11 protein-coding genes are annotated in these 12242 nt (G+C 71.6%); 5 read left to right on the top strand and 6 right to left on the bottom strand.

Annotated elements, in window-relative coordinates:
• Nucleotides 1-181 precede the first annotated feature (181 nt).
• Complete coding sequence (locus ACFWGZ_RS05675; RefSeq protein WP_382450280.1) at nucleotides 182-3355, bottom strand: glycosyltransferase; 3174 nt, start codon at nucleotides 3353-3355, stop codon at nucleotides 182-184.
• Between the two features lie 30 nt (nucleotides 3356-3385).
• The gene (locus ACFWGZ_RS05670) at nucleotides 3386-3691 is read right to left on the bottom strand and encodes a WhiB family transcriptional regulator (protein WP_382450279.1); all 306 of its coding nucleotides are present in this window, start codon (nucleotides 3689-3691) and stop codon (nucleotides 3386-3388) included.
• A gap of 245 nt (nucleotides 3692-3936) precedes the next feature.
• Between ACFWGZ_RS05670 and ACFWGZ_RS05665 the strand changes: the two genes are divergently transcribed.
• The 4 genes from ACFWGZ_RS05665 to ACFWGZ_RS05650 are packed head-to-tail and all read left to right on the top strand — an operon-like array spanning nucleotide 3937 to nucleotide 7528.
• A complete protein-coding gene (locus tag ACFWGZ_RS05665; protein ID WP_382450278.1) occupies nucleotides 3937-4692 on the top strand; it encodes a site-2 protease family protein in 756 nt (251 codons plus the stop codon).
• A gap of 43 nt (nucleotides 4693-4735) precedes the next feature.
• A complete protein-coding gene (cofD, locus tag ACFWGZ_RS05660; RefSeq protein ID WP_382450277.1) occupies nucleotides 4736-5689 on the top strand; it encodes a 2-phospho-L-lactate transferase in 954 nt (317 codons plus the stop codon).
• A complete protein-coding gene (locus ACFWGZ_RS05655) occupies nucleotides 5625-7004 on the top strand; it encodes a coenzyme F420-0:L-glutamate ligase (RefSeq protein WP_382450276.1) in 1380 nt (459 codons plus the stop codon). Before cofD ends, ACFWGZ_RS05655 begins: the two co-directional genes overlap by 65 nt.
• A complete protein-coding gene (locus ACFWGZ_RS05650) occupies nucleotides 7001-7528 on the top strand; it encodes an NUDIX hydrolase (protein ID WP_382450275.1) in 528 nt (175 codons plus the stop codon). Before ACFWGZ_RS05655 ends, ACFWGZ_RS05650 begins: the two co-directional genes overlap by 4 nt.
• Here the strand turns inward: ACFWGZ_RS05650 and ACFWGZ_RS05645 are convergent.
• Both ACFWGZ_RS05645 and ACFWGZ_RS05640 read right to left on the bottom strand, forming a co-directional pair.
• Nucleotides 7525-8403: a DNA-3-methyladenine glycosylase family protein gene (locus ACFWGZ_RS05645; protein WP_382450274.1), complete on the bottom strand. Its 879-nt coding sequence runs from the start codon at nucleotides 8401-8403 to the stop codon at nucleotides 7525-7527. The genes ACFWGZ_RS05650 and ACFWGZ_RS05645 overlap by 4 nt on opposite strands.
• A complete protein-coding gene (locus ACFWGZ_RS05640; RefSeq protein WP_382450283.1) occupies nucleotides 8396-9445 on the bottom strand; it encodes a sugar phosphate nucleotidyltransferase in 1050 nt (349 codons plus the stop codon). Before ACFWGZ_RS05640 ends, ACFWGZ_RS05645 begins: the two co-directional genes overlap by 8 nt.
• A 119-nt stretch (nucleotides 9446-9564) precedes the next feature.
• Between ACFWGZ_RS05640 and ACFWGZ_RS05635 the strand changes: the two genes are divergently transcribed.
• On the top strand, nucleotides 9565-9951 hold the full coding sequence (locus ACFWGZ_RS05635) for a hypothetical protein (RefSeq protein WP_382450273.1): 387 nt from the start codon (nucleotides 9565-9567) through the stop codon (nucleotides 9949-9951).
• 222 nt (nucleotides 9952-10173) lie between these two features.
• Here ACFWGZ_RS05635 and ACFWGZ_RS05630 read toward each other — a convergent pair whose 3' ends face one another.
• Both ACFWGZ_RS05630 and ACFWGZ_RS05625 read right to left on the bottom strand, forming a co-directional pair.
• Nucleotides 10174-11031 carry a glycosyltransferase family 2 protein gene (locus ACFWGZ_RS05630; RefSeq protein WP_382450272.1) on the bottom strand — a complete coding sequence of 286 codons (858 nt, stop codon included), beginning with the start codon at nucleotides 11029-11031 and terminating at the stop codon, nucleotides 10174-10176.
• 16 nt (nucleotides 11032-11047) lie between these two features.
• The gene (locus tag ACFWGZ_RS05625; RefSeq protein WP_382450282.1) at nucleotides 11048-12175 is read right to left on the bottom strand and encodes a glycosyltransferase family 4 protein; all 1128 of its coding nucleotides are present in this window, start codon (nucleotides 12173-12175) and stop codon (nucleotides 11048-11050) included.
• Nucleotides 12176-12242 lie beyond the last annotated feature (67 nt).

Raw genomic sequence — 12242 nt, 5'->3', positions numbered from 1 at the left:
GCGTGCCATCAACCCACGACCGGCGCGGCCCCCCGGATCAGATTGGCGGGGTCCAGGGGCAGAGCCCCTGGGGAAAGCACGCAAGGCAACCCCACGCACGCAACAGGGGAACGCAGCGGGGGAACGCGACCGGGGAACGCAACCGGGGAACGCAACAAGGCGAACACACCAGGCCACCCCCCTACGAAACCCGCCGCCGAGAAGGAACAGCGGTCAACAGGGTGAACAAAGCAGCCGCCCCCTGCCCCAACAGCAAGAAATCCCGCAACCCGGAAGACATCTCCACCCGGACATCAGCCCGGGAGGAAGGCAGCGGAACCCCCACCAAATGCCCCCAGACTCGAACCACAGGCACCTCGACGGAGTCGACGAACACCCGCCACCCGGGCTCGTCCTCAGCGGCCAGAACGAGCACTCGCCCCTCCCCACCAGGCGAAACCCGAACGGCGACATCGGGCAGCGACAGGTTCACCGCGGCCACGCCCTCAGCGGAGAGAACAGCGGAAGGCTCCCCACCGGTGCGAGCCCGCCGAGCCAGATCGGGGGCCAGCAAAACCCCGGTGTCGGCGACGAGGCGCAATCGAAGAACAGGCCGCCCGTCAGAAGCGGGAGGAGCGACGGAAACCAACTCCCCGGCCGCTGCGGAAACCCGGGAAGCCACCGCCGAGGAAGGCAGGACCACGAAGACGACACCGGAAGAAGCAGCCTGGGCCAAAGCGGTCTTGACCACCTCGGGCGACCCGTCCAGCAACGACGAGTTCCACCGCCGCAGCCGGGCCGGTGACGACACGGTGGGCACGAGGTCGTCGTCGCCGAAGGCCGGCATCCGGCCGGCCACCTGCCGGACCGCGTCCCCCACGATCAGCACCGAGCGCCCGGTCCGCTCCAGCTCCGCGGTCGGCGACGGCCCGAGCGCCACCCCGCCGCCGGCCTGCAACGGCCCGGACCGGAGGTCGAGGAACCCGGCCACCGACAGGCAGACCAGCGTCACCACGCCGACGACGTAGACGGCACGCCGCACGGACGCCTGCGCGGCGATCCCGGGCGCCACCCCGCGCCGGCACGCCGCGAGAACCACCCAGACGAGTCCCCACGCCAGCACGACCAACGGTGCGCCGGGCCACGCACCGACGGCGGACACGGCGGCCAGCGCACCTACTGCCAGCACGACCACCAGGGCGCCGGGCAGCATCGCGGTGTTCGGGCGCAGCACGGCGGCGGCGAAGCCGGCCGCGGCGAACACCGAGCACACGATCAGGTTCGGCGGCGGCGACTCGAACACCGCGCCGAGGCCGTTCAAGACCTTCTCCGGGTGTTGCAGCAACACCGCGGGCCAGGGCAGCAGCAACGCCATCGGCAGCAGCACGATCGCGAACAGGGCGGCGATCCGCCGCGCCCCGCCGGTCACCGCGACGAAGCCCGCCAGCGACCCGACGATCACCACGACGTGGGTCAGCGGCGAGAACGCCCCCAGCACCGCGACGCCGAGAGCGGTGCCGGACGCCATCGGCAGCCAGGCGTGGGTCGACGACGCGCGCAAGACCGCGTAGACACCCGCGAAGACGAGGGGGGTCACGACGTGCACGACGACGACGTCGAGCCGTCCCTCGGCTACAGCCGTGGTGGCCACGGGCAGCAGTCCGTAGAAGGCAGCCACCACCGCGCGCACGGAACGGCGTACGCGCAACCCTCGCGACGCGATGTAAGCGGCCAACGCGGCGAGGGGGATGTCGCCGAGCATGAGCAACGACACAGCGAACGACGGCCCGCCGGGCATCAGACCCAGCACGGCCAGAGCCGCGGGGGCCGGGGCAGCGGTGCCGCCGGAGACCGGGTGCCACGACGCGAGGTACGTCGACCACACCGAGCCGAGCGAACCGACCGGGAGCAACCGGCCGCCGGCGAGGTCCAGCCCGAGCCGGGACCAGTTCACGATCACCGCAACGAGTGACAAGGTCAACACCAACAGGACCGGCGGCGCGAGAACCAGCGACCGCAGGACGCGCGACTGGTCGACCTCGACGAAGATCCGGTCGGCGCCGCGGGGTCCCGGCGACGGGCGCGGACGCGGTGTCGGCTTCGCCTCACCCGGCAGACCGGCGTCGAGGGAGACGACGACCGGAGGCCGTCGCAGACCGGCGACGCGGGGGCGGCCGCGGGAGGCCCCGGCGGGCAGCGCGGACGGGCCGACGAGCGGTGAGTCCACTTCGGACGGATCCAGCCAGGTCGAGCCGGAATCGGTTGCGGGCAAACGACCCAGCTCGGCGTCGGCCTGCACGCGGCGGCGGATCAGGAACGCCGCGCCGGCGCGGACCGCGTTGCGCAACCTGGTGAGTCTGCTGGTGAAGAGGCCGGGGACGACGGCGGAGCCGCGGCGCGTGCGGCGACCTTCGCGCAGCCGGGCCCGCGTCAGCAGGTAGCGGGCGGCACCGGCTTCGGCGTGTGCGTCCGCGAAACGCCGGAGGAAGAGGAACCCCAGGGCGCGCAGCAGCGACAGGAGCACGAGCCGCGGCAGTCCGATGAGGAACGAGAAACCTGAACAATTGACCAAGAAAGTGCGCATGCCGTGCGCCCGGTCGACGCCGTGAAATGACGGACCCGGCCGTGCCATGACCGCGTCCAAACGGCGTGCGCCTTTAGTCGCGGCGCGCGCGTGGCGCATGCGTGCGACCGGTACGCACAGGACCAAATGACCCGCGCGATTAGCGCGCCAGCCGAAGTCGAGATCGTCGCGCAGCAACGGCATCGCCTCGTCGTAACCGCCGAGCGCGTGCCACACCTCACGTTTGATCAACGAACCGGCCGACGAAACGGCGAGCACCTCGGTGCTTTGCTGGAACGACGCCGAGTGCTCCGCCGACGAAAGGCCGGTCTGTCGATGTCCTGAAGAATCCGTCGACAGTCCCGCTTCGACGACGAGCCGGGAATCCACCCAATCGAGGCACAGCGGGCCCAGCACGGAGGCCGACGGCGACACCTCGGCCGCGGTCAGCAGGGCCGCCAGGCAGTCGGGTTCCGGCGCGCTGTCGTCGTGCAGCAACCACAGCCACCTGCCGGGATCGCCCCACCGGTCGACGGCGTGCTCGACGGCGACGCGCACGGCGGTGCCGAAACCCGTGCCGCGCGGCAGGGTCAGCACGCCGTCCAGCAGATCCCCCGCCTCCGCCAGCAGCGCCTTCTTCAGCACCGCCGGGGTGTGGTCCGTCGATCCGGTGTCGACCGCGATGACGTGCCGCGGACGGATTCGCTGGCGCCGCAAAGCGGACAGCGCCGTGCTGAGCCACTGGTCGCCGTCGTGGCAGACCAGGACGCACAGCACCGGCGCTGTCCGGAGCCTCGGGTGAGGACTTGTCACGTCCTCAAGTTAAGGCACGAAGATCACGCTTTAGACGGCCCGCTTCTTGAGCTTGCGGCGCTCTCTCTCCGAGAGACCACCCCAGATGCCGAAGCGTTCGTCGTGCTGGAGCGCGTACTCCAGGCACTCCGACCGAACCTCGCAGCCCAGGCAGATGCGCTTGGCCTCCCTCGTCGATCCGCCCTTTTCCGGGAAGAACGCTTCGGGATCGGTCTGCGCGCACAGCGCGCGCTCCTGCCAGTCCTGCTCGTCGGCAGGGTCGAACAGGTACGACAGCTCGCCCTGCACGACCGGCTGCGTGACGTGATCTTCTTCGAGCTCTTCGAATTCTTTCATTTCGTCCGCCTCCTCGCCTTCCGCTCTCCCCGGTTGGCGGACGCCAGACGCCGTTCCCACAACGACGAATGACACCGATGTGATTACACCTGCGTCACAGCGGGCGGTCAAGCGGAGTCCACACGTCGGGGGATATTCGCGCGGATGGCCGCAAAAACCTTGACTGACTGCACGGACGGTGATTCGGGTGTCGCTACCTGTCCCCGAACGGCCCACCACGCCAGCCGACACGCCACACTGGTGGGGTGAAGCGATCAGCGGTTCGCCCCAGCCCACTGTTCCTCGGCCTGCTCGCGGCGACCGCCGCCGGAGCGGCCCTCACCCTGCTCGAGGGTGACGTCGCCATCATCTCGGGCACCATCCTCTTCGTACTCGCCGGGTGGGCGGTCACGCTGTGCCTGCACGAGTTCGGGCACGCCGCCGTCGCGTACAAGGGCGGCGATTTCTCCGTACGCGACAAGGGTTATCTCACCCTCGACATCCGCCGTTACACCGACCCGGTGCTGAGCATCGTGCTGCCGCTCGTGCTGCTCGTGTTCGGCGGAATCCCCCTCCCCGGTGGCGCCGTGTGGATCAACCACCACGCCCTGCGGTCGAAGAAGGTCGAGTCGCTGGTCTCCCTCGCGGGGCCGTTCGCGAACCTCGTGATCGGCGTCCTGCTCGCGCTGGTCGTGACGTTGTTCTCACCGCCGCTCGCGCTCGCCGCCGCGATTTCGTACCTGGCCTTGTTGCAGGTGATCGCGTTCGTCCTGAACATCCTGCCGATCCCCGGCCTCGACGGCTGGGGCGCCATCGAGCCCTTCCTGCCCTACGAGGCGCAGCGGTTCGGCGCCAAGGCCCGGCCGTGGGCGCCGCTGATCCTGTTCGCCGTGCTGATCGGCTTCTCCGAGGTCAACGCGCTGTTCTTCCAGCTGGCCGGCGCGGTGTTCGAGGCGATCGGCGGCGACGTCGGCGACGCGGGCGCCGGTGCGGCCGCGTTCATGTTCTGGCGCTACCTGTAGGCGTGCTGAGGCCTGCTGAGACGCTGTGGAAGCATGGTCCGGCGTGAAGGTCGTAGCACTGGTCGGCGGGGTCGGCGGCGCGAGGTTCCTGCAGGGGCTGAAGGCTCTCGGAGCGGACGTCACCGCGGTGGTCAACACCGGGGATGACGTGTGGATGCACGGGCTGCGCATCACGCCCGACCTCGACACCTGCATGTACACGCTGGGCGGCGGGATCGACACCGAACGCGGCTGGGGCCGTGCGGGCGAGTCGTGGACCGTCAAGGAGGAGCTGGCGGCGTACGGGGCCGAACCGACGTGGTTCGGTCTCGGTGACCGCGACCTCGCCACCCACCTCGTCCGCACCCGCATGCTGCGCGCCGGCTACCCGCTGTCGGCCGTCACCGAGGCGCTGTGCGACCGGTGGCAGCCGGGCGTGCGGCTGCTGCCGATGTCCGACGACCGGGTGGAGACCCACGTCGTCGTCGAGCTCGAGGGTGAGACGAAGGCCATCCACTTCCAGGAGTGGTGGGTCCGGCACCGGGCCGCGGTGCCCGCGAAGTCGTTCGCGTTCGTCGGCGCCGAGACCGCCACGGCCGGGCCCGGCGTGCTGGACGCGATCGCGGGGGCCGACGCCGTCGTCCTGGCCCCGTCCAACCCCGTCGTGAGCGTCGGCACGATCCTCAACGTGCCCGGCGTGCGCGACGCGCTGCGCAAGACCGACGCCGGTGTCGTGGGCCTGTCGCCCATCATCGGCGGGAAACCGTTGCGGGGCATGGCCGACGCCTGCCTGGACGCGATCGGCGTGGAGACCTCCGCCGAGGCGGTCGGCCGGCTCTACGGCTCCCGCAAGTGCTCCGAGGACGGCATCCTCGACGCGTGGCTGGTGCACACCGGCGACCGCGCGGACGTCCCCGGTGTCGCGGTGCGCGCCGTCCCGCTGCTGATGTCCGATGTGGACACGACGGCGCAGATGGCCCGCGACGCGCTCGAGCTCGCCGGGGTCGACGTTGGCTGACCACGGCGCCGCGGCGCTGGAGCTGCTGCCGGTCCCGGGACTCCCGGAGTTCCGCCCCGGTGACGACCTGGCCGGCGCGATCGCCGCGGCCGCGCCCTGGCTGCGCGACGGCGACGTGCTCGTCGTCACGTCCAAAGTGCTGTCCAAAGTGGAGGGAAGGCTCGTCCGCGTTCCCGCCGACCCCGAGGAACGGGACCGCGTCCGGCGCGAGCACGTCGCCGCGGAGTCGGTGCGGGTCATCGCCCGCAAGATGCGCACGCTGATCACCGAGAACAAGCTCGGCATCGTGCAGGCGGCGTCCGGAGTGGACGCTTCGAACGTGGCGGGCGACGAGATCGCCCTGCTCCCCGTCGACCCGGACGGCTCGGCGGCGGCCCTGCGCGGCGCGCTGAGGGGTCTGCTGGGCGTCGAGGTCGCCGTGGTCGTCACGGACACGATGGGCCGGGCGTGGCGGGTCGGCCAGACCGACGCCGCGATCGGGTCGTCGGGCATCCGCGTGCTGCACGACTACGCGGGTTCGGTCGACGGGCACGGCAACCAGCTCGCCGTGACGCTGGTCGCGGTCGCCGACGAGATCGCGGCGGCGGCGGACCTGGTGAAGGGCAAGCTCGGCGCGGTGCCGGTGGCGGTGCTGCGCGGGTTCGAGGTCGTCGACGACGGCTCCACGGCCCGCGACCTGGTCCGGGCGACCGGCGAGGACCTGTTCCGCCTCGGCACCGAGGAGGCGCTGGCCCAGGGCCGCGCGGAAGCCGTGCTGATGCGGAAGTCCGTGCGGTTCTACCGCGACGAGCCCGTGGACCTCGCGGTGCTGAAGCGGGCCGTCGGTGCCGCGCTGACCGCGCCCGCGCCGCACCACACGAAGCCGCTGCGGTTCGTCCTGGTGCGGGAGAAGCGGACCGAGCTGCTGACGGCGATGCGCGAGCGGTGGGAGTCCGACCTGCGGGCCGACGGGTTCACCGACGAGCAGATCGCGCGCCGGGTGCGCCGGGGCGACCTGCTCGTGGAGGCGCCGGAGGTCGTGGTGCCGTTCCTGGTCCGCGACGGCGCGCACACCTACCCCGACGACCGCCGGGCCGACGCCGAGAAGACGATGTTCACGGTCGCCGGCGGCGCCGCCGTGCAGGGCCTGCTGGTGGCGCTGGCCGCCGAGGGGCTCGGCTCGTGCTGGGTGTCGTCGACGATCTTCTGCGCGGACGTGGTGCGCTCCGTGCTGGGTGTTCCCGGTGACTGGGAACCGCTGGGCGCGGTAGCGGTCGGCCACCCGGTCGAGCCGCTCGTCCCGCGCGAGCCGCTGGAAGGGCTGATCGAGCTGTGACTCTGCACGACGACGCGGTCGCCACCCTGGGCCGCTTCACCGGCCAGGACGCGCTGAAGGAGGCCTACCTCGGCTTCCTCGCCGCACGCGAGGACGCCTGCCTGCGGTCCTGCGAACCCGGCCACCTCACGGCGTCCGCGCTCGTGCTGGACGCCACCGGAGAGCACGCGCTGCTGACCCTGCACCCGCGCGTGGGCCGGTGGCTGCAGCTCGGCGGCCACTGCGAGCCGGAGGACGAGACGCTGGTCGCCGCGGCGCTGCGCGAGGCGACCGAGGAGTCGGGCATCCGCGGCCTGCGCATCGAGCCGACCCCGGTCCACCTCGACGTGCACCCGATCACGTGCTCGCTGGGCAAGCCGACGCGGCACTTCGACGTGCGGTTCCTGGTCCGCGCACCCGTTGGCGCGCAACCGGTCCGCTCGGCGGAGTCGGTCGACCTGCAGTGGTGGCCGCTGGACCAGCTGCCCGACAACGTGGACGACCTGCACCCGCTGATCGAGAGCGCTCTCGCACGCCTGCGCTAGAAGGTGCGGTAGTCGCGCGGCGAGAACCTCGGTGCCCGCCGCGGCCGCCGCAGGCCCGCCGCCGTCAGGTACATGACGGCGCGGTGGCGCTGCGGCTGGTACGGCGCCAGCAGCTCCATCATGGCGTTGTCGTCGCCCGGCGTGCCGGTCAGCGCCCACGTCACGTTCTTGGCGACGTGGTAGTCGCCGACGCTCACGGCGTCCGGGTCGCCCCACGACCGCTGCGCCACCTCGGCCGAGGTCCAGACGCCGATGCCGGGCACCTTCTCGAGCAGCTCGCGGCTGCGCGTCTCGGCGGCCTTCTCCAGCCGGTGCGCGACCTGGGCGGCGTTGACCAACGTCCTCCTGCGGGCGCCGTCGAGCCCGCACTGGTGCCACTCCCAGTCGCGCAGGGCCAGCAACCGCTGGGGCGTCGGCGGGACCTTGAGCGGCTTCGGTCCCGGTGCCGGCTCGCCGAACCTCCGCCCGAGCTCGCGCCACGTGCGGAACGCTTCGACGCCGGTGACCTTCTGCTCCAGGATCGACGCGAACAGCAGGTCCCAGACCCGGTTCGTCGCCCCGAGCCGCAACCCGGGCCGCTGCCGGCGCGACTCGGCGACGAGCGGGTGGTGCGCGACGAACTCGTCCAGCGAGTCGTCGGCGCCGAGCAGGGCGGGCAGGCCGTCCAGCAGCCACGGCCCGCCCTCACCCCACGCCTGCGCTTGCACGACGTCCGTGCGCCGGACGTGGATCGTGCCGGGCCCGCACGGCGTGTTCGCCGCGAACCAGATGCCGCCCTCCGTGCTGAAGGACGGGTCGCCCGGCCCGCGGCGCAACGGCAGGAGCACCGCTCCCAGGTCGAGTGGGAACGGTGGTGTCCAGGTCCTGCTAGGCATCCGTCGAGAAGCGCACCCCGGCCTCGGGCAGCACCACACCCGGCCAGACCCGCGCTCCGCCGATGAGCTCACACCGCGCGCCGATCACGGCGCTGTCCCCCACGACGGCGTCGCGCAGCACCGCACCGGCCTGCACGAGCGCCCCGGCACCGACGATCGACCGCTCGACGACGGCGTTCTCGCCGACGACGGCACCGTCGAACAGGATCGCGCCGTCGAGCACCGCGCCCTCCGCAACCGTGCAGTTCGCACCGACCGTGCTGCCGCCCTTGACCGTCGCGCCGTCGTGCACGCTGGACCCCTCGAGCACGAGGAAGTCACCGGCCTGCGCGACCGCCGCCGACGGCGCCACCCCGCGCACGAGGTCCGCGGACCCCTGCACGAACGCCTCGGGCTTGCCGAGGTCGAGCCAGTAGGTGGCGTCCACGTGCCCCTGCAGGCGCTTGCCCGCCTCGAGCAGCCCGGGGAACGTCTCGCGCTCCACCGACACCGGCCGCCCGGCGGGAATCGCGTCGATCACCTCACGCCGGAACACGTAGCACCCGGCGTTGATCTGGTCCGTCGGCGGGTTCTCGGTCTTCTCGAGGAACGCTTGGACGCGCCCCTCCTCGTCCGTGGGCACACACCCGAACGCCCGCGGGTCGGCGACCTTGACCAGGTGCAACGTCACGTCCGCCGAGTGCTCGCGGTGCGTGTCGACGATCCCGGTCAGGTCCACTCCCGACAGGATGTCGCCGTTGAAGACCATCACGTCGGGCTCACGCAGCCTGTCCGCCACGTTGCGGATCGCGCCCGCCGTGTCGAGCGGCACCTCCTCGACCACGTACTCGAGCTCCAGCCCGAGTCGCGACCCGTCACCGAAGTACTCCTCGAAGACCTCGGCCTTGTAGCTCGTGCCCAGCACCACGTGCGTGATGCCGGCTTCCTTGATCCGCGACAGCAGGTGCGTCAGGAACGGCACCCCCGCAGTCGGCAACATGGGCTTGGGAGCGGACAGGGTCAGGGGGCGAAGACGAGTGCCCTTGCCCCCGACCAGCACCACAGCTTCGACGCCGTGCACCTTTTTCCTCCTCCGCGTTACAGCAAGCCGTTCGACGGAATACTCTGACACGAAGCAGATCGTCATACGGGATCTGGTCCCGGCAAGGAGCAAAATCCGACATGGACCCCCGCGACCGGGCCGACGCCATGCTCGCCCGCGCCCGCGCACGTGGGCGGAACATCGTGACGCCGGACAACATGACGTCCCCGATGGACGCGTCAGACACCCAGCAGATCCCGAGAACGCTGGTCAACGCCATGGACCCGCGCCGCGACCCGGACTCGACCATGATCCTGTCGCAGGCCCAGATGGGCCGGCAGTCGAACCAGCGCCCACCCCAGCAGCGCCCCGGCCAGCCCGCGCCGACCACCCCGATGCCCGCACAGGCGGCCCCGGCGGACGACGCGGAGATCACCCAGGTCGTGCAGCCGGGCATGATCCCGACGGTCTCGAACCACAAGCCGACCAGGAACACGCTGTCGCAGCGCCTGAGCGGCGACATGTGACGATGGCCGCACCACGCTTTTCGGCGCAACGCCGCTAGTCCGAACGCGGGCGCGCGTCGGGTCGGGTTGGCCGGCCGGGCTGAGCTGGTGTGACGGGGTGCGAGCCCGGCGCGGGGCAGGCTCGCGCAGGGGTCCCCTCGGGTTCAGGCTCCCCCGCGGCCCAACGTACCGATGGGGTCTGACAGTTCTGCGGGGTGAACGGCGCCCTGGGCGAAACCCAGCTCAAGACCTGGTCAACAACCGGACCCGCAAGGACAACCCCAACTTCAACGCGGCCCGAAACGGAGCCCACAAAACCCCGGGATGCCGATCAGCCAGGTACCGATAAGCCGACAGGTGGTGCTCCCGGAGCATCCGGTCGGAAGACCGGGCGGTCGAATGCCCCCCGATGTGCACGACCTCGGCGTCGGGCACGTAGACGTTCAGATACCCGGCGCGCCCGACCCGTTCGCCCAGGTCGACGTCCTCGAAGTACATGAAGTACCGCTCGTCGAACCCGCCGACGGCGTCGAACACGGACCGGCGCATCAGGAAGCAGGACCCGGACAACCACTCGGCGGCGCGCTCGACCGGAGCCTGTTCCTGCCGATAGGCCCGCGTCCAGGGATTCGACTTCCACACCACGGCGAACAGCGCGTGACCGAGCCCGCGCCCCAGCGAGGGAAGCAACCGGGCGGACGGGTAGACCTCCCCGGAAGGCTCCCGGATCAACGGCCCGAACATCCCGCCGGAGGGCCACCGCTCGGCAGCGTCGATCAGGGTGTCGACCGACCCCGGCGAGAACTCGATGTCGGGGTTGGAGATCAGCACCCACCCGACGTCGGGGCCCAGGGCGGCGACCCCGCGGTTGGCCCCGCCGCCGTACCCGAGGTTCCCGCCGGTGGGCACGAACCGGACGCCCTCGCGGGAGGCCGCGACCTCCTCGGGCACCCCGTCCACAGACCCGTTGTCGGCGAGGATCACCTGCACCGGCCGGGTGGTCGCCTTCGCGAGGGTGTCCACGAACGGTGCCAGCGTCTCGCCCGGCGAGTACGTGACCGTCACGACACCAAGTCCGTCGCCGTAGTTCACGGCCGACACACTAGTGGTGTCCGTTTCACCGCCGGCGACGCACCAGAGACGCGCGCTCGTAGGCCAGGCGGTGGCGTTCGGCGCTCACGGCCCAGGAGAAGTCCTTCGCGCGTTGCTGGCCCGAGGCGGCCAGTGCCGCCCTGCGGGCCGGGTCGTCCAGGAGGTCGGCGATCGCGGCCGCGATGTCGCCCGCCCCCACGCCGCAGTACGCGACGGCCTCGCCGCCCACCTCGGGCAGCGACAGCCTGCGGGTCGTCAGGACGCAGGCGCCGCACGCCATCGCCTCCAGCACGGGCAGGCCGAAGCCCTCGCCCAGCGACGGGTAGGCGACCATCACCGCGCCGCCGAGGAAGCCCGCCAGCTGTTCGAACGGCAGGTAGCCCGCCCGGATCACGCGGATGCGGTGCGGCACGGAGTCGAGGGCGCGCTCCACCTGGCTGTCCCAGCCCGGCTGGCCCGCCAGCACCAGGGCCGGCGGGTCCTCCCTGCCGACCATCGCCTGGGCGAAGCCGCGGATCAGGGCCGGGACGTTCTTGCGCGGTTCCAGTGCGCCGAGGAACGCCACGTACTGCATGTCCGCCAACGACAACGTGCGCCGGACGGCCGTGGTCTCGTCGGGCGACGGCGGGTGGAAGCGCTCGGTGTCGACGCCGTGCTGCGCGATGTGCAGGACCCTGCGGTCGGCCCCCGCCACGCGGACCAGCTCGTCGGCGGTCGCCTGGGACGGCACCACGCAGAGCTCCGCGCGCTTGAGCGAGGCGCGGGTCCAGGTGCGGAAGAAGCGGGCCTTGACCGACGAGTGCAGCACCGGGTCCGTGAAGAACGTGGCGTCGTGCAGCGTCACGACCGAGGCGGCCTTGCTCGCGACCGGGAGCGTGTAGTGCGGCGAGTGGACCACGTCCACGTTCAGGTGCCGGATCAGCCTGGGCAGCGTCGTCTGCTCCCACGCCAGCCGCGCCGTCCTGGTCGCGACGGCCTCGGCGGCGCGCACCACGCGGGCGTTCGGCGCGATCTTCGTGAACAGGTCCTCGTCGCGGGGCTGGCACACGACGGAGAGCTTCGTCCCGTCGTCGTCCAAGGCGGCGACGAGCGAATCCACGTATCGGCCGACGCCACCCCGGTCCGCGGGCACGGCGGTGGCGTCGATCAGCACGCTGGGTTCGTCGGTCGACACGATCAGCTAGCGTAATGTCATCGGCCAAAGCTGTTGGAGGGAATGC

The sequence above is a fragment of the Lentzea sp. NPDC060358 genome, assembly GCF_042725365.1.
Taxonomy (GTDB): Bacteria; Actinomycetota; Actinomycetes; order Mycobacteriales; family Pseudonocardiaceae; genus Lentzea.
The sequence above is the reverse complement of the archived record's forward strand: the minus strand, read 5'-3'. Positions and strand labels throughout refer to the sequence as shown.

What these genes read in the sequence shown, in the direction of transcription:
- ACFWGZ_RS05655 (WP_382450276.1), top strand. Translation starts at nt 5,625, where the DNA reads ATGTGGACACGACGGCGCAGATGGCCCGCGACGCGCTCGAGCTCGCCG.
- ACFWGZ_RS05635 (WP_382450273.1), top strand. Translation starts at nt 9,565, where the DNA reads ATGGACCCCCGCGACCGGGCCGACGCCATGCTCGCCCGCGCCCGCGCA.
- ACFWGZ_RS05670 (WP_382450279.1), bottom strand. Translation starts at nt 3,691, where the DNA reads ATGAAAGAATTCGAAGAGCTCGAAGAAGATCACGTCACGCAGCCGGTC.
- ACFWGZ_RS05645 (WP_382450274.1), bottom strand. Translation starts at nt 8,403, where the DNA reads ATGCCTAGCAGGACCTGGACACCACCGTTCCCACTCGACCTGGGAGCG.